Origin of the sequence: Mycobacterium sp. pV006 (assembly GCF_041287115.1) — a bacterium.
GTDB lineage: Bacteria > Actinomycetota > Actinomycetes > Mycobacteriales > Mycobacteriaceae > Mycobacterium.
Window position 1 is genome coordinate 319,090 of the sequence record NZ_JBGGKT010000004.1, and the last position, 19,361, is coordinate 338,450.

Annotated in this window: 16 protein-coding genes; 10 read left to right on the plus strand and 6 right to left on the minus strand. The window is 67.8% G+C overall.

What is annotated here, in order from left to right; all coding sequences use genetic code 11:
• Positions 1 to 63: 63 nt before the first annotated feature.
• A complete protein-coding gene (locus tag ACAG25_RS09295; RefSeq protein ID WP_370488056.1) occupies positions 64 to 1,539 on the plus strand; it encodes a gamma-aminobutyraldehyde dehydrogenase in 1,476 nt (491 codons plus the stop codon).
• A gap of 7 nt (positions 1,540 to 1,546) precedes the next feature.
• On the opposite strand, the gene ACAG25_RS09300 is transcribed toward ACAG25_RS09295, so the two are convergent.
• Positions 1,547 to 3,115, minus strand: a complete 1,569-nt coding sequence (locus ACAG25_RS09300) for an Ig-like domain-containing protein (RefSeq protein ID WP_370488057.1) — start codon at positions 3,113 to 3,115, stop codon at positions 1,547 to 1,549.
• Between the two features lie 954 nt (positions 3,116 to 4,069).
• Between ACAG25_RS09300 and ACAG25_RS09305 the strand changes: the two genes are divergently transcribed.
• The 6 genes from ACAG25_RS09305 (at position 4,070) to ACAG25_RS09330 (ending at position 11,349) form a co-directional block, all read left to right on the plus strand.
• Positions 4,070 to 5,122, plus strand: a complete 1,053-nt coding sequence (locus tag ACAG25_RS09305; protein ID WP_370488098.1) for a polyprenyl synthetase family protein — start codon at positions 4,070 to 4,072, stop codon at positions 5,120 to 5,122.
• Positions 5,122 to 6,627 (plus strand): phytoene desaturase family protein, encoded by a 1,506-nt coding sequence (crtI, locus tag ACAG25_RS09310; RefSeq protein ID WP_370488058.1) that lies wholly within the window; start codon positions 5,122 to 5,124, stop codon positions 6,625 to 6,627. The genes ACAG25_RS09305 and crtI overlap by 1 nt, the downstream gene beginning before the upstream one ends.
• Complete coding sequence (locus tag ACAG25_RS09315; protein ID WP_370488060.1) at positions 6,627 to 7,568, plus strand: phytoene/squalene synthase family protein; 942 nt, start codon at positions 6,627 to 6,629, stop codon at positions 7,566 to 7,568. Before crtI ends, ACAG25_RS09315 begins: the two co-directional genes overlap by 1 nt.
• A gap of 27 nt (positions 7,569 to 7,595) precedes the next feature.
• A complete protein-coding gene (locus ACAG25_RS09320) occupies positions 7,596 to 9,116 on the plus strand; it encodes an FAD-dependent oxidoreductase (protein WP_370488061.1) in 1,521 nt (506 codons plus the stop codon).
• Entirely contained in the window at positions 9,113 to 10,105 is a 993-nt protein-coding gene (locus ACAG25_RS09325; RefSeq protein WP_370488062.1) for a DUF5914 domain-containing protein, read from the plus strand. The genes ACAG25_RS09320 and ACAG25_RS09325 overlap by 4 nt, the downstream gene beginning before the upstream one ends.
• 86 nt (positions 10,106 to 10,191) lie before the next feature.
• Positions 10,192 to 11,349 carry an AI-2E family transporter gene (locus tag ACAG25_RS09330; RefSeq protein WP_370488064.1) on the plus strand — a complete coding sequence of 386 codons (1,158 nt, stop codon included), beginning with the start codon at positions 10,192 to 10,194 and terminating at the stop codon, positions 11,347 to 11,349.
• Positions 11,350 to 11,382: 33 nt separating this feature from the next.
• On the opposite strand, the gene ACAG25_RS09335 is transcribed toward ACAG25_RS09330, so the two are convergent.
• The 4 genes from ACAG25_RS09335 to sdhC are packed head-to-tail and all read right to left on the minus strand — an operon-like array spanning position 11,383 to position 14,817.
• Positions 11,383 to 12,153 (minus strand): succinate dehydrogenase iron-sulfur subunit, encoded by a 771-nt coding sequence (locus ACAG25_RS09335; protein WP_370488065.1) that lies wholly within the window; start codon positions 12,151 to 12,153, stop codon positions 11,383 to 11,385.
• Positions 12,153 to 13,907 carry a succinate dehydrogenase flavoprotein subunit gene (gene sdhA / locus ACAG25_RS09340; protein ID WP_370488066.1) on the minus strand — a complete coding sequence of 585 codons (1,755 nt, stop codon included), beginning with the start codon at positions 13,905 to 13,907 and terminating at the stop codon, positions 12,153 to 12,155. Before sdhA ends, ACAG25_RS09335 begins: the two co-directional genes overlap by 1 nt.
• A gap of 20 nt (positions 13,908 to 13,927) precedes the next feature.
• Positions 13,928 to 14,395 carry a succinate dehydrogenase hydrophobic membrane anchor subunit gene (locus tag ACAG25_RS09345; protein ID WP_370488067.1) on the minus strand — a complete coding sequence of 156 codons (468 nt, stop codon included), beginning with the start codon at positions 14,393 to 14,395 and terminating at the stop codon, positions 13,928 to 13,930.
• Positions 14,392 to 14,817 (minus strand): succinate dehydrogenase, cytochrome b556 subunit, encoded by a 426-nt coding sequence (sdhC, locus tag ACAG25_RS09350; protein ID WP_370488068.1) that lies wholly within the window; start codon positions 14,815 to 14,817, stop codon positions 14,392 to 14,394. Before sdhC ends, ACAG25_RS09345 begins: the two co-directional genes overlap by 4 nt.
• Positions 14,818 to 15,036: 219 nt before the next feature.
• On the opposite strand from sdhC, the gene ACAG25_RS09355 reads away from it, so the two are divergent.
• From ACAG25_RS09355 to ACAG25_RS09365, 3 genes are all read left to right on the plus strand, one after another.
• Positions 15,037 to 15,453 carry a cytidine deaminase gene (locus ACAG25_RS09355; protein WP_370488069.1) on the plus strand — a complete coding sequence of 139 codons (417 nt, stop codon included), beginning with the start codon at positions 15,037 to 15,039 and terminating at the stop codon, positions 15,451 to 15,453.
• Between the two features lie 62 nt (positions 15,454 to 15,515).
• Positions 15,516 to 16,817: a thymidine phosphorylase gene (locus tag ACAG25_RS09360; RefSeq protein WP_370488099.1), complete on the plus strand. Its 1,302-nt coding sequence runs from the start codon at positions 15,516 to 15,518 to the stop codon at positions 16,815 to 16,817.
• A 12-nt stretch (positions 16,818 to 16,829) separates the two neighbouring features.
• Positions 16,830 to 17,918 carry an adenosine deaminase gene (locus ACAG25_RS09365; protein WP_370488070.1) on the plus strand — a complete coding sequence of 363 codons (1,089 nt, stop codon included), beginning with the start codon at positions 16,830 to 16,832 and terminating at the stop codon, positions 17,916 to 17,918.
• A gap of 167 nt (positions 17,919 to 18,085) precedes the next feature.
• On the opposite strand, the gene ACAG25_RS09370 is transcribed toward ACAG25_RS09365, so the two are convergent.
• Positions 18,086 to 19,339 (minus strand): primosomal protein, encoded by a 1,254-nt coding sequence (locus ACAG25_RS09370; protein WP_370488071.1) that lies wholly within the window; start codon positions 19,337 to 19,339, stop codon positions 18,086 to 18,088.
• Positions 19,340 to 19,361 lie beyond the last annotated feature (22 nt).

Consider the following 19,361-nt stretch of genomic DNA (forward strand, 5'->3'; position numbering starts at 1 on the left):
TATACCGCTCTGGCGGTCGCGTAATGCGTAGCCGAGATAGACGCGTCGATATAGCGTGGGCCCATGGGTATGGCAAGCAGTTGGATCGACGGCGCACCGGTATCCACGGCCGGTCCGACGCACGCGGTGATCAACCCCGCCGACGGCCAGACTGTTGCGGAGTACGCGCTGGCGCATCCCGGCGACGTGGATCGTGCGGTGGCCTCGGCGCGTGCGGCCTTCGCCGGATGGGCCAGCGCGACGCCGGCGGAGCGTTCCGCGGTGCTGGCCAAACTGGCCCGGCTGGCCGACGAGGCGTCCGACGAGTTGGTGGCCGAAGAGGTGGCCCAGTGCGGCAAGCCGGTGCGGCTGGCAGAAGAGTTCGACGTACCCGGCAGCGTGGACAACATCGAGTTCTTCGCCGGAGCCGCACGACATCTCGAAGGCAAGGCGTCCGCGGAGTACTCCGGTGATCACACGTCCTCGATCCGCCGCGAGGCCGTCGGGGTAGTGGCAACCATCACGCCGTGGAACTACCCGTTGCAGATGGCGGTGTGGAAGGTGTTGCCCGCGTTGGCTGCTGGATGCAGCGTGGTGATCAAACCCGCCGAGATCACGCCACTGACCACGTTGACGTTGGCGCGGCTGGCGTCGGAGGCGGGATTGCCGCCCGGGGTGCTCAACGTGGTGACGGGGTCCGGCAGCGACGTCGGTGCCGCGCTGGCCGGGCACGCCGACGTCGACATGGTGACGTTCACCGGGTCCACGCCGGTGGGCCGTCGCGTGATGGCCGCCGCCGCGGTGCACGGGCACCGGACGCAGCTCGAGCTCGGCGGCAAGGCGCCGTTCGTGGTCTTCGACGACGCCGACCTCGACGCGGCCATCCAGGGCGCGGTCGCCGGTGCGCTGATCAACACCGGGCAGGACTGCACCGCGGCCACGCGCGCGATCGTCGCCGCGGATCTGTACGACGACTTCGTCGCCGGGGTGGCCGAGCTATTTTCGGCGATCGTCGTCGGTGATCCGCAGGATCCGGATACCGATCTGGGACCGCTGATTTCGGCCGCACACCGGAACAAGGTCGCCGGCATGGTGGCGCGGGCGCCGGGAGAGGGCGGCCGGATCGTTTGTGGCGGGGTGGCGTCCGACGGACCCGGCTTCTTCTACCGGCCGACGGTGATCGCCGACGTGGCCGAGTCCTCGGAAGTGTGGCGTGACGAGATCTTCGGGCCCGTGCTGACGGTGCGCCCGTTCGTCGACGACGACGATGCGCTGCGGCAGGCCAACGACACTCAGTACGGGCTGGCGGCCTCGGCCTGGACCCGCGATGTGTACCGCGCCCAGCGCGCGTCGCGCGAGATTCACGCCGGCTGCGTGTGGATCAACGACCACATCCCGATCATCTCCGAGATGCCCCACGGCGGGTTCGGCGCGTCCGGCTTCGGCAAGGACATGAGTCAGTACTCACTCGAGGAGTACCTGTCGATCAAGCACGTGATGAGCGACATCACCGGGGTGGCGGAGAAGGACTGGCACCGCACGGTTTTCGCGAAACGCTGACGCCCGGTCAGAGTGCGACCGGCGCCGAAGACGGCAGGGTGGGCGCAACATCGCCGTACGTGTCGACAGCAGTGACTGTCGCCAGGCCGGTGTCGGAGATGGTGAGGGTGAACACCGACCAGTAGCGGTTGGTCACCTGGTCGGAGACGGTGAACGTCGAGTTGATTCCGCTGACCGAGTCGCGCACTGTGACGGTGGCTTCGGAGGTCCACAGTTCGGCGTCGTTGCTCCACTGGTAGACGTAGAAGAGGTAGTCGCCCGGCGTGCGCGTGTAGATCGTGGTCAACTCGGGTCCGAATCCGTCCCGATCGTCGGCGGCGAGATCGACTGCCAGCGTGCCGTCGGCTTGATGGATGTTTCTGTTGGCGTAGTAGATGTGGAACGGCCGGACCCCGTCGACGCCGGGACCCAACAGGTGCGAGTCCAGATCACGTGGCGTTGCGGCCCAGCGCATTTCGATCGTGATGTTGTCGATGTTCGGGGTGACCGCGACGGTGAAATCCTGGCTCACCGCACCGCCGTTGCCGTCGCTGACGGTGATGGTGAAGGTGTCCGTCGCAGCTCCGCCCTGGGCGGCTGCCGACCGGGCCTCTGGTGTCGGGGTGTAGACGAATGCGCCGTCGATCACGGTGACCGTGCCGTGGGACGGCGTGCTGAGTTCGTAGGTCAGGGGGTCGCCGTCGACGTCTTCGGCGTGCAGAGCTGCCCTCACCACGCCGGTGACTGCATCGGTTTCGGGTCTGTCCGGGTTCATCGTGGGGGCGTCGTTGACGGCGCTCACCGTGACGGTGACTGTGGTTTTCGACGCGTGCGTGCCGTGGAACAGCACGCTCACCAGGTTGTGGACATGCCAGGGACTCGCGGCGTCGGAGACGGTGTAGGTGAAGGTGTCGATTCCGTTGAAGTCGGCGTTCGGGGTGTACACGAAGGTGCCATCAGCGTTGAGGACGACTGTGCCGTTGACGGGCTGCGTGTACTCCTTGATCGTCAGCACATCGCTGTTCAGGTCGGTGTCGTTGTCCAGCACCGAGATCGTGGTCGGCGCGTCCTCGCTGGTGGTTGCGCTGTCCGCGACCGCGTGCGGTGAGCTGTTGAAGAACGTCCGCTGGATCTCGCGTTGCACGAAAGCCAGCACACCCCAGAGGATCGGCGGGTCGCCAGGTGTGGTGGGTTGCGGTGTGAACAGCATGTTGAGCGCGTCGACGGCGATGTTGATCAGCGCGAAGGGGGCACCGATCAGTGCGCCGATCGGCGTGATCGGCTGCCGCACCAGTGGGGCCGGGGCGGGAGCACCGGGTGAGGAGTCGGCGCCAGTCACGGCGACGGTGGCGGCCGGCGGTGATTCGTTCCGCGACACCGGCGTCGGGGATTTCTCCGCGGACAGGGCAGCGCTGACCGCGGCGCTGTCGTCGGCTCCCGGGTCTTCGCGCGTCGGCGCGGGCTCCTCGGCGTGGTCCGGGGTGGCGGTTGTTTCGCTGCGGGAGCCCCCGGTGCCGGTGACGTCGTCATCCGTGGTTCCCGGGTCGAGGACGTCCTGATCGCGAGGTTCGACATCGCCGGCTTCGTCGGTTTCCACCTCGGGATCGCTGTCGCCGACGCCCTCGTCACTGTCGAGCCCCTCCTCGAGTGCATCGTCCAGGTCCTCGGCCAGCTCTTGGTCGAGGTCGTCGGTCGATTGGTCCTCATGGTCGGGGACTCGAGCACCCTCGTCGTCGGCTGCGTCGGAGATTGTGCGATCAGATGATTCGCCGGCCGGGGACTCCGAGGACGTCGAGCGGCGGGGTTGGCTCGACGAGGTTTCCGCTGCGGCGGGCCGGCGATGGCGGTGCCGATCCCGAGCAGGACCGCCAACGCGCCGATGTGTCCGACGTACCTCGCATAACCCACAGCGGTCTCCCTATAGAAGATGTTGGCCGAACTGGCCGAACCGATGCTAGGTAATGGCATCCGGATTTGCTGATGAAATTTGAAACCGGGTACCAGTGCCGTTCGAGGGTAGGTGCTGGAAAACGCAGTACTGGCGGTAATTTACGGCTCAGACTGCAATTCGCGCGGGATCGGCAAACGCCTAATCAAGATCAATTAGATGTTTGCTGACGTGGATGTCGCGGGGCGGGATGTTGCTATGTCTGAGACGCGGGGGCTGCGCCCGAATGAGATGGCCGACACCGCGGCGCGAGCGTGCACGCAGCGTCGTCACCGGGGTCTCGACGCGACCGTGAGGGCACTTTCGCGCGCGGCGGGTGTGCACCGACTCCCGACGTGCAAAACCCACCGAAGTGGGTATGCGCCCCCTTGAGCGCCCTCGATAGGAGCGCGCTTGATCGGAGCGGTCCGGGCGTGACATGACCAGCGCAAGACGGTCTGGAAGTTCAACCCATCCGCTGCGCCGGTCGCTCCGAAGACAGGGCAGACACGAGGGACTGCCCACGGGCGGCGCGACCAGAAGGAGCAGCCTTTGAACAGCGGTGAGTGGACGCGAGCGGCAGTCGCCGCTCCCAACCGGTGGCCGGAGGCCGACGCCCCGGCGCTGGCGGTCTGGCGCGACGACGTGCGGTCGGCGGTGCGCAGCCATCTCCTCGACTTCGTCCACCACGGTTGTGTCGAGCGGCTTGGCGACGCCCACGTCGACGTCGCACCCGGGCTGCTGAGCGACTTCGTCGAGGGCGGCAAGTATGTGCGCTCCACCTACATGTATCTCGGGTGGCTGTGCGGCGCCGCCGAGGACGACGCAGCGCTGCGCGCGTCGGCCAGCCTCGAATTGCTGCACGCCTTCGCCCTGATCCAGGACGACGTGATGGACGCCTCCCCATTGCGGCGGGCACGGCCGGCGGCGCATGTGGTGTTCACCCGCTGGCACCGCGAGCACCGGCTGGGCGGCTCGGCGGAGCGGTTCGGTGAATCGGCGGCGATCCTCCTCGGAGACCTGTGCCTGGTGTGGGCCGCGCAGATGCTGCGCACCAGCGGCATCGGAGACGAGGCGTTGTCACGGGTGTGGGCGCGCTATGACGACATGCGTGTCGAACTTGCCATCGGCCAGTTCGCCGACCTGGTCAACAGTGCCCACGCGTTCCCGACCCTCGACGAGGTGTTCGACGTGCTGCGGCGTAAGTCGGGTAACTACACGGTGCGGCGTCCGCTCGAGATGGGTGCCGCGATGGCCGGTTGTGACCCGGACGTGCTGCTGGCGTTGTCCGGCTACGGAGCGGCGATCGGTGAGGCGTTCCAACTGCGCGACGACATCCTGGGCGTGTTCGGCAGCCCCTCGATGACCGGAAAGTCCGCGCACACCGACATGGAGGCGGGCAAGGCCACCAGCGTCATCGTCGCCGCCTACGAGTTGGCCGGTCCCGGGTTGCGCGGCCAGCTCGCCGACCTGATGAGCGCGACCGAGCTCGACGCCGCGGCCATCGAGCGCTGGCGGACGCTGATAGTCGCCAGCGGCGCGGTGCAGTGGATCGAGGAGCAGATCGCCGAACGGCACCGGCGCGCGATGGCGTTCCTCGATCAGGTCGACATCCCGGGTCTGCCCCGGGCCGCGCTGGCCGAGATGGCCGTCGCCTGCACCCAGCGGGCGGCGTGATGCGCACCGTCACCGGAAAGACCGACCGCGTCGTCGTCGTCGGTGCGGGACTCTCGGGTCTGTCGGCGGCGATGCAGCTGGCCGGCCGCGGACGCCGCGTCACCGTCTTGGAACGCGGAAGCCACCCCGGCGGCCGCGTCGGCCGCGCCGACATCAACGGCTACCGCATCGACACCGGGCCCACGGTGCTGACCATGCCCGACATCATCGACGAGGCATTCGCCGCCGTCGGCGGCTCCCTCTCCGATTACCTTGCCCTGCAGCAGGTTCACCCCGCCTACCGTGCGAAGTTCGCCGACGGCAGTGAACTCGCGGTGCACACCGACGGGGCAGCGATGGCCACCGAGATCGAACGATTCGCCGGCCGCGCGGAAGCCGACGGGTACCTACGGCTGCGGGAATGGCTCACGCAGCTCTACCACACGGAGTTCGACGGCTTCATCGCCAACAACTTCGACTCCCCGCTCTCGCTGCTGACCCCCCAGCTGGCGAAGCTGGTGGCGCTCGGCGCGTTCCGGCGTTGGGAACCCGTGGTGCGCCGATTCATCCAGGACGAGCGACTGCTGCGGGTGTTCACCTTCCAGGCGCTCTATGCCGGGGTGCCGCCGCAGAGCGCGCTGGCCGTGTACGCGGTGATCGCCTACATGGACACCGTCGCCGGGGTCTATTTCCCGCAGGGTGGTATGCGGGCCCTACCTGACGCGATGGCCGCAGCCGCGGCCCGCACTGGGGTCGACTTCGTCTACGACGCACCGGTTTCCGAGCTCGAGTTCAGCGGCTCCCGCGTCAGCGGTGTGCGCACCGCAACCGGGGAACGGTACGACGCCGACACCGTGGTGCTGACCACCGAGCTGCCCGACACCTACCGGCTGCTGCGCCGCACCCCGCGTCGACCGCTGAAGATCAAAGCGGCACCGTCGGCCGTCGTCGCGCACGTCGGATGCGCAGCGGTCGGGGACCGGGCGGGTCATCACACCATCCTGTTCGGCGACGCCTGGAAGGACACGTTCCGCGACATCATCGACGACGGACGGGTGATGCGGGATCCGTCGCTGCTGGTGACGCGTCCCACCGCCGGCGACCCGTCGCTGGCCCCCGCCGGACGCGACTTGCTCTATGTGCTGGCACCGGCCCCCAACACCGACGTGGGCACGGTCGACTGGGACGTGACGGGCGCACAGTACACCGAGCAGATGCTCGACGCGGTGCGCGCCCGGATGCCCGGTGTCGGTGACGACGCCGAGATCCTGCATGTGGTCAATCCAGCCGACTGGGGGCGACAGGGAATGGCGGCCGGTAGCCCATTCGCGTTGGCACACACTTTCTCTCAGACCGGACCGTTCCGTCCGGCCAACACCGTCCGCGGCATCGACAACGTCGTGTTGGCGGGCTCCTCGACCGTGCCCGGGGTCGGTGTGCCGACCGCGATTCTGTCCGGCCGGCTCGCCGCCGACCGGATCACCGGGCTCACCGCTGTCCGCTCGCACACGGAGGTCCACCGTTGATGATCAGCTCAGAGCTCGACGCGGCCGGTGTCCGGGAACCGTCACTACGCGAGGCCTACCGGCACTGCCGCGAAGTCAACGCGGCGCATGGGAAGACGTTCTTCTTGGCGACGCGGCTGCTGACACCACGACAGCGCCCGGCAGTGCATGCGCTCTACGGGTTCGCTCGCGGCGCCGACGACATCCTCGACGATTTCGACGACCGTGACGTCGAGCAGCGCGCCGACGAGCTGCAACAGTTGTCGAAACGGTTGTTCGCCAGCCTCGTTCAGCACGAGCCCGCCGACCACCCGACGTTGACCGCGGTGGTGGACACGGCCCGCAAGTACGACATCAGCTGGGATCTGTTTGACGACTTCCTGGCATCGATGCGGATGGATCTCACCGTCACCGATTATCCTGACCGGAAGTCGTTGGAGCGCTACATGTACGGGTCGGCTGAGGTCATCGGTCTGCAGATGCTTCCCGTGCTGGGCACGGTCGGTCCGCGCGAGGAGGCCGCGACGTATGCTGCTGCGCTGGGAAAGGCGTTCCAGCTGACCAACTTTCTGCGGGACATCGACGAGGATCTGGACCGGGGGCGGGTCTATCTCCCGGCCGACGAACTGGCTGCCCACGGCGTGGACCGCGACAGGTTGCAATGGTGTCAGCGGGAGGGCCGGGTCGATGCCCGCGTCCGGACGGCGCTGGCCGAGCAGCACGCGATCACGCGCAAGGTGTACGACGACGCGCGCCCGGGGATCGACGTGCTGGCGCCGTGCTCACGGCCGTGCGTTGCAGCGGCGCTGACGTTGTACTCGGAGATTCTGGACCGCATCGAGGCCATCGACTTTGAGATCTTCGGCCGGCGGGCGACGGTCGGCAAGCCGCGCCGGCTGGCCGTCGCGGTCGCCGGTCTCGGGAAGGCCTGGGCGAACAGGATCCGCTTCGGAAGTGTCTGACATCAAGGAAGGCAAGGGGATTGTGCGATGACTGACCGACGTCGGCAGCGCTGGCCGGGACAACCCGGGATGACCTCGGTGCCCGCGGACGGCACGCAGCCTCGCGTGGTGGTGGTCGGTGGGGGGATCGCCGGGCTGGCCGCGGCGACCGGGCTGGCCGAACGCGGCGTCGGCGTCGACGTCGTGGAGCGCTGCGAGTATCTGGGTGGACGCGTCGGCGGCTGGTCGGACACGTTGGCCGACGGTTCCACCACGGCGATGAACCGCGGATTCCACGCCTTCTTTCGCCAGTACTACAACCTGCGGGCGCTGCTGCAGCGCAGCGATCCGACCCTGTCGGCGCTCACGCCGGTCGACGACTATCCGCTGATCGACGGCGAGGGCCGCCGCGACACCTTCAAGGGACTCCCGCAGACCCCGCCGCTGAACGCGCTCGCTTTCGCGCTGCGCAGCCCGACGTTCCGGTTGCGCGACATGGTCCGCATGGACGCCAAGGCCGCCGCACCGCTGGCGACGGTGTCGGTTCCCGAAACCTACGAGCAACTCGACCACCGCGACGCGGCGACGTTCCTGCGCGACATCCGGTTCCCGGAAGCGGCACGGCATCTCGCGTTCGAGGTGTTCGCGCGCAGCTTCTTCTCCCGTCCGGACAAGCTGTCGGCAGGTGAGCTGGTGACGATGTTCCACATCTACTTCCTGGGTTCCAGCGAAGGGCTGGTCTTCGATGTCGCGAACGCGAACTTCGATGTGGCGCTGTGGAATCCGCTGCGCGAGTACCTGGCCGCGCTGGGCGTCCGCTTCCACACAGGTGTGGAGGCGCACGCGTTGACGACGGGGGAACAGGTCACGGTGCACAGCTCGGCCGGCGAGATCGTCGCCGATGGTGCGGTGCTGGCCACCGACGTCGGCGGGCTGCAGAGCGTGGTCGCGGAGTCACCCGCGCTGGGGGATGGCCCGTGGCGGGACCGGGTTGAGGGGATGGGGATGGCGCCTCCCTTTGTGGTGCTGCGGGTGTGGCTGGACCGGCCGGTGCGACCAGATCGTGCCGAGTTTGTCGGGACAGGGGGCCGTGAGCCGTTGGACAATATCAGCGTGCTGGAACGCTACGAACGTGAAGCAGCCGACTGGGCGGCCCGCACGGGAGGCTCTGTGGTCGAGCTGCACGCGTACTCGGTCGCCGACACCGATGACACCGTCATCACGGGGCTGATCAAGCGGATGCAGGAGATCTATCCCGAAACCGCCGACGCGAAGATCATCGATCAGCGGGTTCTTCGCCGCCAGGACTGCCCCCGATTCGCACCCGGCGACTTCGCGAACCGGCCGACGGTGGCCACCCCGGATCCGCGCGTCAAACTCGCCGGTGACGGTATCCGGATCGACCTTCCCGTGGCACTGATGGAACGCGCCGCGACCACCGGCTGGACCGCGGCCAACGAACTGCTCTCCGGTTTCGGACTGGCCGGGCACGCCCTGTACACCGTGCCCAACCAAGGCCGGTCGTCTTTTCTGCGGCGGCTGGCCGCGCTCGGTGGTGAGCGCCGGTGAGTCAATGGCGTAAGCGGCTCGCGAAAGCGATTCCGTTTCAAGTCATCCCGTCGGTCGATTGGTCGGCGCAGACTCCCTCCTACCAGGACGCCAACCCGGCGGTGATTCGCTCGGCGCTGCAGCGCGCCCAGCGCCGGCCGGGTGGCAACTGGTTCACTTTCGCGGCAAGCTCCTCGATCACCACCAAGGCTCTCGGTACCTCGGTCGGCGGCCGCGAACTGGTGGCGTGGCGCGGTGCCGACGGGAAGCTGCTGGTCGCTCCGCGTGCCTGCCCGCACCTCGGCGCCGACCTCGCGCAAGCTCCGGTGGAGTGCGGCACCCTGGTCTGCCCCTGGCATGGGCTGCGCCTCGGTGAGCAGCGCCACGGCGCCTGGAAACCGCTGCCCGCCTTCGACGACGGCGTGCTGTGCTGGGTGCGTCTCGACGATGTCGGCGGGCAGGAACCCACCGACGAGCCACCCGCGATGTCGCGTCCACCGCAACCGTCACTGGCCGCAGTCACCCGGCTCGAAGGGGTGTGCGAACCGCAGGACATCGTCGCCAACCGTCTCGATCCGTGGCACGGAGCGTGGTTTCATCCGTACTCGTTCACCCAATTGCGGGTGCTCAGCGCACCCCCGGCCGAAGACGACATGCCCGACGACGAAGACAAGTTCGTCGTCGAGGTGACGTTCCGGATGGGTCGCCTCGGCGTTCCTGTCGTCGCCGAGTTCACTGCGCCCACCCCGCGCACCGTGGTGATGCGCATCGTCGACGGCGAGGGCAAGGGGAGTGTGGTGGAAACCCACGCCACCCCGATCGGGGTGGGCCGCGACGGTCGCGCACGCTCGGCGGTGGTGGAGGCCGTAGTGGCGCATTCCGACCGGCCGCATTTCGGGAAGGGGCTGGTCGCCGCACCGTTGATCCGTCCGCTGATGAGTCAGGCGGCCACCCGCCTGTGGCGTGACGACCTGGCCTACGCCGAGCGCCTCTACGAGCTGCGCTCCTGACCCGCCGAAATCGCATTCCACGCGCGTCAACTGCGTGTTTTCGACGCGCTGGATGCAATCTGGGCGAAGACGGGTAGAAAAGGGCGGTGGACGAGACCGAGTCTGGCCCGAGCCGTGGTTCCATCTACCGCGAGCACCTCACAGCGAGCGCAACCGTCGCCCTGCAATCGATTGCGGTGGCCGCGGGGCTCTGGGTGCTGGCATGGGTGATCGGCAAGACCTGGGTGATCCTGCTGCCGATACTGCTGGCGCTGATCCTGTGCACGGTGCTGTGGCCGCCGGTGCGCTGGCTACGCAGCAGAGGGGTGCCACCGGCCCCCGCGGTCCTGCTGGCTCTGGTGATCGCAGCCGGTGTCATCGCGGGCTTGATCGCCGCCGTGGCCCCGGCGATCGTCGAACAATCCACCGAGTTGGCCCAGCAGGCCAGCGCAGGTGTGGTGAAGGTGCGCGACTGGCTCGACGGTCCGCCTCTGAATATCAGCGAAGCGCAACTGGATTCCGCTGTCGCAGCGATCACCGATACGCTGAATTCCAGCAGCGCGCAGATCGCGTCGGGTGTATTCACCGGTGTGGGCGCGGCGACGTCGGCGCTTGTCACGTTCTTCACCACCGTGGTGGTGACGTTCTTCTTCCTCAAAGACGGCTCGGCGTTCCTGCCCTGGCTGCGTCGCACCGTGGGCATGCCGGCCGCGCCGCACGTGGCCGAGGTGTTGGAACGGGTGTGGAAGACCCTCGGCGGATTCATCCGCACCCAGGCTTTGGTCAGCCTCGTCGACGCCGTGCTGATCGGCATCGGGTTGGTCATCATGGGTGTGCCGCTGGCTTACGCGTTGGCGATCATCACGTTCATCGGTGGTTTCGTGCCGATTGTCGGTGCTTTCGTCGCCGGCGGCTTGGCCGTGCTCGTGGCCCTGGTGGCCAACGGCCCGGTCAACGCGTTGATAATCCTGGGCATCATCCTGGCGGTGCAACAACTCGAAGGTAACGTCCTGCAGCCGTGGCTGCAGTCGCGGTCGATGAAGCTGCACGCGGTCATCGTCCTGCTCGCCGTGACACTGGGCGCCACCACGTTCGGCGTGATCGGCGCCTTCCTGGCGGTACCGGTGGTAGCCGCGGCGGCGGTCGTCTTGCGGTACTACTTCGAGCAGGTCAGCATCCGGGCCGGCGAGAACACGGACGAACCCGAGAACACGGACGAACCCGAGAAAGCGGACGAACCCGAGAAAGCGGACGAAACCGCCTGACCCCGCCGAAAGTGCATCTCGGCGCAGGGATGCTCAGCGCGCGAACATCAACGCGCGCTTGACCTCCTGGATCGCCTTGGTCACCTGGATGCCACGCGGGCACGCCTCGGTGCAGTTGAAGGTGGTGCGGCAGCGCCACACCCCGTCGACGTCGTTGAGGATGTCCAGGCGCTCGGCCGCCGCCTCGTCGCGCGAGTCGAAGATGAAGCGGTGGGCGTTGACGATCGCCGCGGGACCGAAGTACGACCCTTCGCTCCAGTACACCGGGCACGACGTGGTGCAGCAGGCGCACAGGATGCACTTGGTGGTGTCGTCGTAGCGCGCGCGGTCGGTCTGGCTCTGGATGCGTTCGCGCGTCGGCTCGTTGCCCGAGGTAATCAGGTACGGCTTGATCGCCTTGTACGCGTCGAAGAACGGCTCCATGTCCACCACGAGGTCCTTCTCCACGGGCAGCCCGCGGATCGGCTCGATGGTGATGGTCAACTGCTTGTTCGGGTTCTTCGGCAGCATGTCGCGCATCAGCACCTTGCACGCCAACCGGTTGACGCCGTTGATCCGCATGGCATCCGAGCCGCACACGCCGTGCGCGCAGGACCGGCGGAACGTCAACGTGCCGTCGAGGTACCACTTGACGTAGTGCAGCAGGTTCAGCAGCCGGTCGGTCGGCAGGCACGGCACCCGGAAGCTCTGCCAGCCGGCCGAATCCGGATCCTCGGGGTTGAAGCGGGCGATCTTCAGCGTCACCATCACCGCGCCCTCGGGCACGGGCGGGGTGTCTTGCTTGTCCAGAACAGGCGCGCTCATCAGTACTTCCGTTCCATCGGCTCGTAACGCGTCATGACGACGGGCTTGTAGTCCAGGCGGATGTCACTCAACAGGTCCGAACCCTGCTTGTAGGCCATGGTGTGACGCATGTAGTTGGTGTCGTCGCGGTTGGGGTAGTCCTCGCGGGCGTGGCCGCCGCGGGATTCCTTGCGGTTCAACGCACCCACGACCGTCACCTCGGCCAGCTCGAGCAGGAAGCCCAGCTCGATCGCCTCGAGCAGGTCGCTGTTGTAGCGCTTGCCCTTGTCCTGCACCGTGATTCGGGAGTAGCACTCCTTGAGTGCGTGGATGTCGGTCAGCGCCTGCTTGAGTGTCTCCTCGGTGCGGAACACCGCGGCGTTGTTGTCCATCGACTGCTGCAGCGCGCCGCGGATGTCGGCGACGCGCTCGTGGCCGTGCTCGCCCAGGATGTCGCTCACCCAGCCGGTCACCATGCCCGCCGGGTTCTCCGGCAGCTCGACGAAGTCATGTCCGAGCGCGTAGTTCGCGGCGGCGATGCCGGCGCGGCGGCCGAACACGTTGATGTCGAGCAGCGAGTTGGTGCCCAGCCGGTTGGCGCCGTGCACCGACACACAGGCGCACTCGCCGGCGGCGTAGAGGCCCGGGACGATCGTCGTGTTGTCCGACAGCACCTGCCCGTTGACCGTCGTGGGGATGCCGCCCATGACGTAGTGGCAGGTCGGATACACGGGCACGAGTTCCTTGACCGGGTCGACACCCAGGTAGGTGCGGGCGAACTCGGTGATGTCGGGCAGCTTGGCCTCGAGCACGTCCTCGCCGAGGTGGCGGACGTCGATGTAGACGTAGTCCTTGTTCGGGCCGGCGCCGCGGCCCTCGAGGACCTCGAGCACCATCGAGCGCGCGATGATGTCGCGCGGTGCCAGGTCGACGATCGTCGGCGCGTACCGCTCCATGAAGCGTTCACCCTCGCCGTTGAGCAGCCGGCCACCCTCGCCGCGCACCGCCTCGGAGATCAGGATGCCCAGGCCGGCGAGACCCGTCGGGTGGAACTGGTGGAACTCCATGTCCTCCAGGGGAAGTCCCTTGCGGAAGATGATGCCCAGCCCGTCACCGGTCAGCGTGTGGGCGTTGGAGGTGGTCTTGTACATCCGGCCCGACCCGCCGGTGGCGAAGACGATCGCCTTGGCGTGGAAGACGTGGATGTCGCCGGTGGCCAGCTCGTAGGCGACGACCCCGGTGGCGACCGGACCGCCGGCGGTCTCGGTCAGCGTGATGTCGAGCGCGTAGAACTCGTTGAAGAACTCGACGTCGTGCTTCACACAGTTCTGGTACAGCGTCTGCAGGATCATGTGCCCGGTGCGGTCGGCGGCGTAGCACGCACGGCGCACCGGGGCCTTGCCGTGGTCGCGGGTGTGCCCGCCGAAACGGCGCTGGTCGATGCGGCCCTCGGGGGTGCGGTTGAACGGCATCCCCATCTTCTCGAGGTCGAGCACCGCATCGATGGCCTCTTTGGCCATGATCTCGACGGCGTCCTGGTCGGCCAGGTAGTCGCCGCCCTTGACGGTGTCGAAGGTGTGCCACTCCCAGTTGTCTTCCTCGACGTTGGCCAGGGCCGCGCACATGCCGCCCTGGGCTGCGCCGGTGTGCGACCGCGTCGGGTAGAGCTTGGTCAGCACAGCGGTGCGCACCCGCGGTCCGGCTTCCACGGCCGCCCGCATCCCGGCGCCGCCGGCGCCGACAATGACGACGTCGTAGCGATGTTCGTGAATCATCAGTGCTCTCCCTGCAAACCTCAGCTGATGGTGGCGTCGAAGGTCAGCAGCACGTAGGTGCCCAGCACCAGCGTGAAGATCATCGACAGCGCCAGCAGCGCGTTGAGCCAGAACTTCGTGGAGTCTTTGCGGGTGTAGTCGGCGATGATCGTGCGCATCCCGTTACCGCCGTGCAGCTGGGCCAGCCACAGCAGGAGCAGGTCCCAGGTCTGCCAGAACGGCGACGACCAGCGCTCGGCCACATAGTTGAAGTCGATGCGGTACACGCCGTTCTCCCACATCAACATGATGAACAGGTGTCCGAGCGCCAGGAAGACCAGCACGATCCCGGAGAACCGCATGAACAACCATGCGTACTTCTCGAAGTTGGGCATGCCGCCGGCCCGACGGGGCGCGCGGGGGTTGTCCAGGCCGGGCGGCCGGTCGTGGCTGCGCTGCAGCACCGGGGCCTCCGGGCCCCGCTTGTTGTCTGCTGCCGGTGCGGTCATAGGAAACGCTCCCACATGTGCATGCCGATGACGCCGACGGAGGCGATCAGGACGGTGAGGAAGACCCCGGCCACCACCCAGAGCATCTGGCGCTGGTAGCGCGGGCCTTCGGACCAGAAGTCGATCAGGATCACCCGGATGCCGTTGAGGGCATGGAAGAGGACCGCGCCGACGAGGCCGATCTCCATCAGCCCGACGATCGGCGTCTTGTAGGTCTCGATGATCTCGTTGTAAGCCTGCGGGCTGACCCGCACCAGGGCGGTGTCGAGCACGTGGACGAACAGGAAGAAGAAGATCGTCGCACCCGAGATCCGGTGCAGCACCCACGACCACATGGCGGGGTCACCGCGATACAGCGTCCGGCGTCGCTGTTTGGATCGCGGCGCCGGTATGCCGGTATCAGCTGATGTCGCCGTACTCATGTGACCTCCAACGCCATCGGTGGACGCGTGGGGCACGGCGTGCTGGACCGCAGCCCCAAAAAACCTCGGGGCGACTCTAATCCCCTTTGTACTGCCGAACGAACTAGCGTGGAGCCGAATGGCCCGGTAAGCAGGGCGAAGTTAGGGTGCCCTATCCAGAGTCCGGGTTGTGTGACGGGGTGTGCGGAATGGATTCAGACGCGATTCGGACGGTGTGAGATGACCCGCGATGTCGACTGGGATGTGTTGCGCCGCAAGGCGATCGATGTCTCTGGACATGCCTACGCGCCGTACTCAGGGTTCCGGGTGGGGGCGGCGGCGCTGGTCGACGATGACCGAATCGTGACCGGATGCAATGTGGAAAATGTCTCATATGGCCTAGGTCTCTGTGCCGAGTGCGCAGTGGTCTGCGCCCTGTTTTCGACCGGCGGCGGACGCCTGGTCGCGCTGGCTTGTGTGGGGCCCGACGCGCAGGTGCTGATGCCCTGTGGACGCTGTCGCCAGGTGCTCTATGAGCACGGCGGACCAGACCTCCTGATCGACCATCCGGCGGGCCCGCGCCGCCTGGGGGACCTGCTACCCGATGCGTTCGGTCCCGACGACCTCGCGCGCGCAGATCGTCGGGAAACACCGTGACCCACGCCACATCTGACGGGCCGTTCGACGCGACCCCGCCTGATGGGCCGTTCGACGCGACCCTGTCCAACGGGCCGTTCGACGCGCCCACCGTCATCCGGACCAAACGCGACGGCGGCATCCTCTCCGACGCCGCCATCGACTGGGTGATCGACGCCTACACCCACGACCGCATCGCCGAAGCTCAGATGTCCGCGCTGCTGATGGCGATCTTCCTGCGCGGCATGACGAGCGCGGAGATCGCGCGGTGGACCGCGGCGATGATCGCCTCCGGGGACCGGTTCGACTTCAGCGACCTGGGCCGCGACGGGCGAGCCTTGAGGTTGGTGGACAAACACTCCACCGGCGGCGTCGGCGACAAGATCACCATCCCGCTGATACCCGTGGTGATGGCATGCGGGGGAGCGGTCCCGCAGGCCGCGGGACGCGGACTCGGCCACACCGGCGGCACCCTCGACAAATTGGAGGCCATCCCCGGATTCACCGCGGAGCTATCCAGATCGGAGATCCGTCAACAACTCTCCGACATCGGGGCGGCGATCTTCGCCGCCGGCGACCTGGCCCCCGCCGACCGCAAGATCTACGCCCTGCGCGACGTCACCGCCACCACCGAGTCGCTGCCCCTGATCGCGAGCTCGGTGATGAGCAAGAAGATCGCCGAGGGCGTCGGCGCGCTGGTGCTCGACACCAAGGTCGGCTCGGGAGCATTCCTGAAGTCCGAGGCCGAGGCCCGCGAGCTGGCCCGCACCATGGTCGATCTCGGCACCGCCCACGGCGTACAGACCCGCGCCGTGCTCACCGACATGAGCGTCCCCCTGGGCCGCGCCGTGGGCAACGCGGTCGAGGTCGCCGAATCGCTGGAGGTGCTCGCGGGCGGCGGCCCGTCCGACGTGGTGGAGCTGACGGTGACGCTGGCCCGCGAGATGCTCGACGCGGCCGGACTCGACGCCGTGGACCCGGCCGAGACGCTGCGCGACGGGACGGCCATGGACGCGTTCCGGCGTCTGATCGCCGCGCAGGGAGGTGACCTGGAGCAGCCGCTGCCGGTGGGCGCGCACAGCGAAACCGTCCTCGCCCCGCGAGATGGCACCATGGAAGACATCGATGCGATGGCGGTGGGGCTGGCCGTGTGGCGGCTCGGAGCGGGCCGTTCCGAGCCGGGCCAGCGCGTGCAGTACGGCGCCGGACTGCACATCCACCGCCGACCGGGCGAACCCGTAGCGGCCGGCGAGCCGCTATTCACCCTCTACACCGACACGCCGCAGCGATTCGGTGCGGCACTGTCGGAGCTCGACGGCGCCTGGGCCGTCGGCGACCACGCTCCGCCGTCACGGCCGCTCATCATCGACCGAATCAGTGAGTGAGGAGGTTTCGACGTGACGACCCCGTTGACCCTGGAGACCATCGGCAAGGCTCCCAAGGCCCTGCTCCACGACCATCTCGACGGCGGGCTGCGCCCGGCCACCGTGCTGGAGTTGGCCGAGGAGACCGGCTATGACGCGTTACCCGCCGACAACGTCGACGACCTGGCGACGTTCTTCCGCACCGCGGCACACAGCGGATCTTTGGAGCGCTACCTCGAGCCGTTCGCGCACACCGTCGGGGTGATGCAGACCGCCGACGCGCTGCACCGCGTCGCCTACGAATGCGTCGAAGACTTGGCCGCCGACAACGTCGTCTACGCCGAGGTGCGGTTTGCACCCGAACTGCACATCGACGGTGGGCTGTCGTTGGACGCCGTGGTCGACGCCGTCCTGGCCGGGTTCGCCGCGGGCGAGAAGGCCGCGGCGGCCGACGGACGCTCCATCACCGTGCGGTGCCTGGTGACCGCGATGCGGCACGCCGCGCGCTCCCGCGAAATCGCCGCGCTGGCGGTGCGATTCCGCGACCAGGGCGTGGTGGGCTTCGACATCGCCGGCGCCGAGGCCGGGCACCCGCCGACCCGCCACCTCGACGCATTCGAGTACATGCGCAGCAACAACGCCCGCTTCACCATTCACGCCGGTGAGGCATTCGGGCTGCCGTCGATCCACGAAGCCATCGCGTACTGCGGCGCCGACCGACTCGGCCACGGCGTGCGCATCGTCGACGACATCACCGCCGACGCCGACGGCACCCCCCAGCTGGGACGGCTGGCTTCTCTGTTGCGGGACAAGCGGATTCCGTTCGAGATGTGCCCGAGCTCCAACGTGCAGACCGGCGCGGTACCCGACATCGCCCACCATCCGTTCGACCTGCTGGCTCGGCTGCGGTTCCGGGTCACCGTCAACACCGACAACCGGTTGATCAGCGACACCACGATGAGCCAGGAGATGCTGCGACTGGTCGAGGCGTTCGGCTACGGCTGGAGTGACCTGGAGCGGTTCACCATCAACGCCATGAAGTCGGCGTTCATCCCGTTCCCTGAGCGCCTGGCCATCATCGACGAGGTCATCAAGCCCCGCTACGCCGTCCTGATCGGCTGAGTGGCCACCTCACCCTGTAGCGCGAGGGAGCGTGTCTGCGCCCCGACGCGCCGCCTTTCGTGGGCGCTTTGCGCGCGCTCGCGCCCGTCGAGGGCGACGAAACTGCTGACGCGAAGCGGCGTGTCTACCAACAAACACGCGCGCTCGCGCAACGGAGTCGGAGAGGCCTACTCCTGGCGCAGGCGGGACTCCACGAAGCGCTCCAGCGACTCCCACTCGGTGACGGCCTGCGCGTAGGGCGGGTTCGGCCGCGACACCGACGCGGGGTCCAGCGCGTAGGCGATTACGTGACCCAGCGGTGCGTCGGCGGACAACTTGGCCGCGACGCTGGGGTCTTCGGCGTAGTCGCCGATGTCACGCAGCAGCTCCACCGCCAGCTCGAGCTGGTCGCGGTCGAGCGTGTCGGGCCCGTCGGCGAGGTCGTCGGCGATGTCGGTGAGCACGTAGACGTTGTCGTCGGTGACGTCGACGCGCAACGACCCATCGGTGGCCGCCGTGCGGATGTCGTCGTAGGTGGCCAGATCGGACAGGTCGTGATCGTGCTCGTCGGCCAGGTAGCGCGCCAGCGTGCGCTCCGAGCCGAAGACGCTGATGCGGCCGTTGCGGCCCAAGAAGATCGGCTGGTCGTTGAGGTAGCAGCGCAGCGTGAAGTACGAGCCGGCGCTGGTCATGATTCGCACCGGGTCGATGCCGACGCGCGCCCAGAAGTCCTCGTCGCTGCCCAGCACCTTCTGCTCGGCGGCAGCGGCGAGTTCGGCGGATTCCTCGTCGGTGTCGACGATGTCGTCGATCACCACGTCGTCGAAGTCGTCCTCGGGCTCGGGCGCCGGGCCGTCGAGTTCCTCCTGCGCCTGGCGCACGGCGGCGGCGTCGACCTCCGGCGTGGTGACGATCTCGTCGATCGCTGCCACGACGTTGTCCCAGCCGCGGGCGATGATCTTCTCGATCTCGGCCCAGCGCTTGCGTCCGGCCCGGCCGCCGAACGCCTCGACCCCGCCACCGACGGTGCCCAGCACCGGGTTGCCGTTGAAGAACTTCGTGACCGCGGGCAGCTCGCACACCGAACCGATCGACGACACCACCGCCAGCGAGCCGTGCAGTGTGCGCACGCCTTCCTCGGTGGGCTTCGCCGACAAGATCTCCTCGAAGGCCGCCAGGTCGTGGGTGTGCTCTTCGGTCGGGGACAGCCGGTGCGCGTTCTGCGTCGTCAGCTTCTCCCAGGCGGGGTGATCGGCCAGGTCGTTGTCGGTGTTGGTGCGCACGAACGCGACCAGGTCGGCGACCGAGTCGAACACGTAGAGGTCCTCGTCCTTGCCCAGGAACGCCTCCCACTCGTCACCGTCGGCGCGCCACCGCGGCGCCCACAACGTGTACACGTCGCCCTTGGTCAGCCTCAGCCCGATCGGCACGATGTCAGCCATGGCGCACAGCCTAACGATCGAG

What these genes read in the sequence shown, in the direction of transcription:
- ACAG25_RS09320 (WP_370488061.1), top strand. Translation starts at nt 7,596, where the DNA reads ATGACTGACCGACGTCGGCAGCGCTGGCCGGGACAACCCGGGATGACC.
- ACAG25_RS09335 (WP_370488065.1), bottom strand. Translation starts at nt 12,153, where the DNA reads ATGAGCGCGCCTGTTCTGGACAAGCAAGACACCCCGCCCGTGCCCGAG.
- ACAG25_RS09345 (WP_370488067.1), bottom strand. Translation starts at nt 14,395, where the DNA reads ATGACCGCACCGGCAGCAGACAACAAGCGGGGCCCGGAGGCCCCGGTG.
- ACAG25_RS09370 (WP_370488071.1), bottom strand. Translation starts at nt 19,339, where the DNA reads ATGGCTGACATCGTGCCGATCGGGCTGAGGCTGACCAAGGGCGACGTG.
- ACAG25_RS09295 (WP_370488056.1), top strand. Translation starts at nt 64, where the DNA reads ATGGGTATGGCAAGCAGTTGGATCGACGGCGCACCGGTATCCACGGCC.
- crtI (WP_370488058.1), top strand. Translation starts at nt 5,122, where the DNA reads ATGCGCACCGTCACCGGAAAGACCGACCGCGTCGTCGTCGTCGGTGCG.
- ACAG25_RS09355 (WP_370488069.1), top strand. Translation starts at nt 15,037, where the DNA reads ATGACCCGCGATGTCGACTGGGATGTGTTGCGCCGCAAGGCGATCGAT.
- sdhA (WP_370488066.1), bottom strand. Translation starts at nt 13,907, where the DNA reads ATGATTCACGAACATCGCTACGACGTCGTCATTGTCGGCGCCGGCGGC.
- ACAG25_RS09315 (WP_370488060.1), top strand. Translation starts at nt 6,627, where the DNA reads ATGATCAGCTCAGAGCTCGACGCGGCCGGTGTCCGGGAACCGTCACTA.
- sdhC (WP_370488068.1), bottom strand. Translation starts at nt 14,817, where the DNA reads ATGAGTACGGCGACATCAGCTGATACCGGCATACCGGCGCCGCGATCC.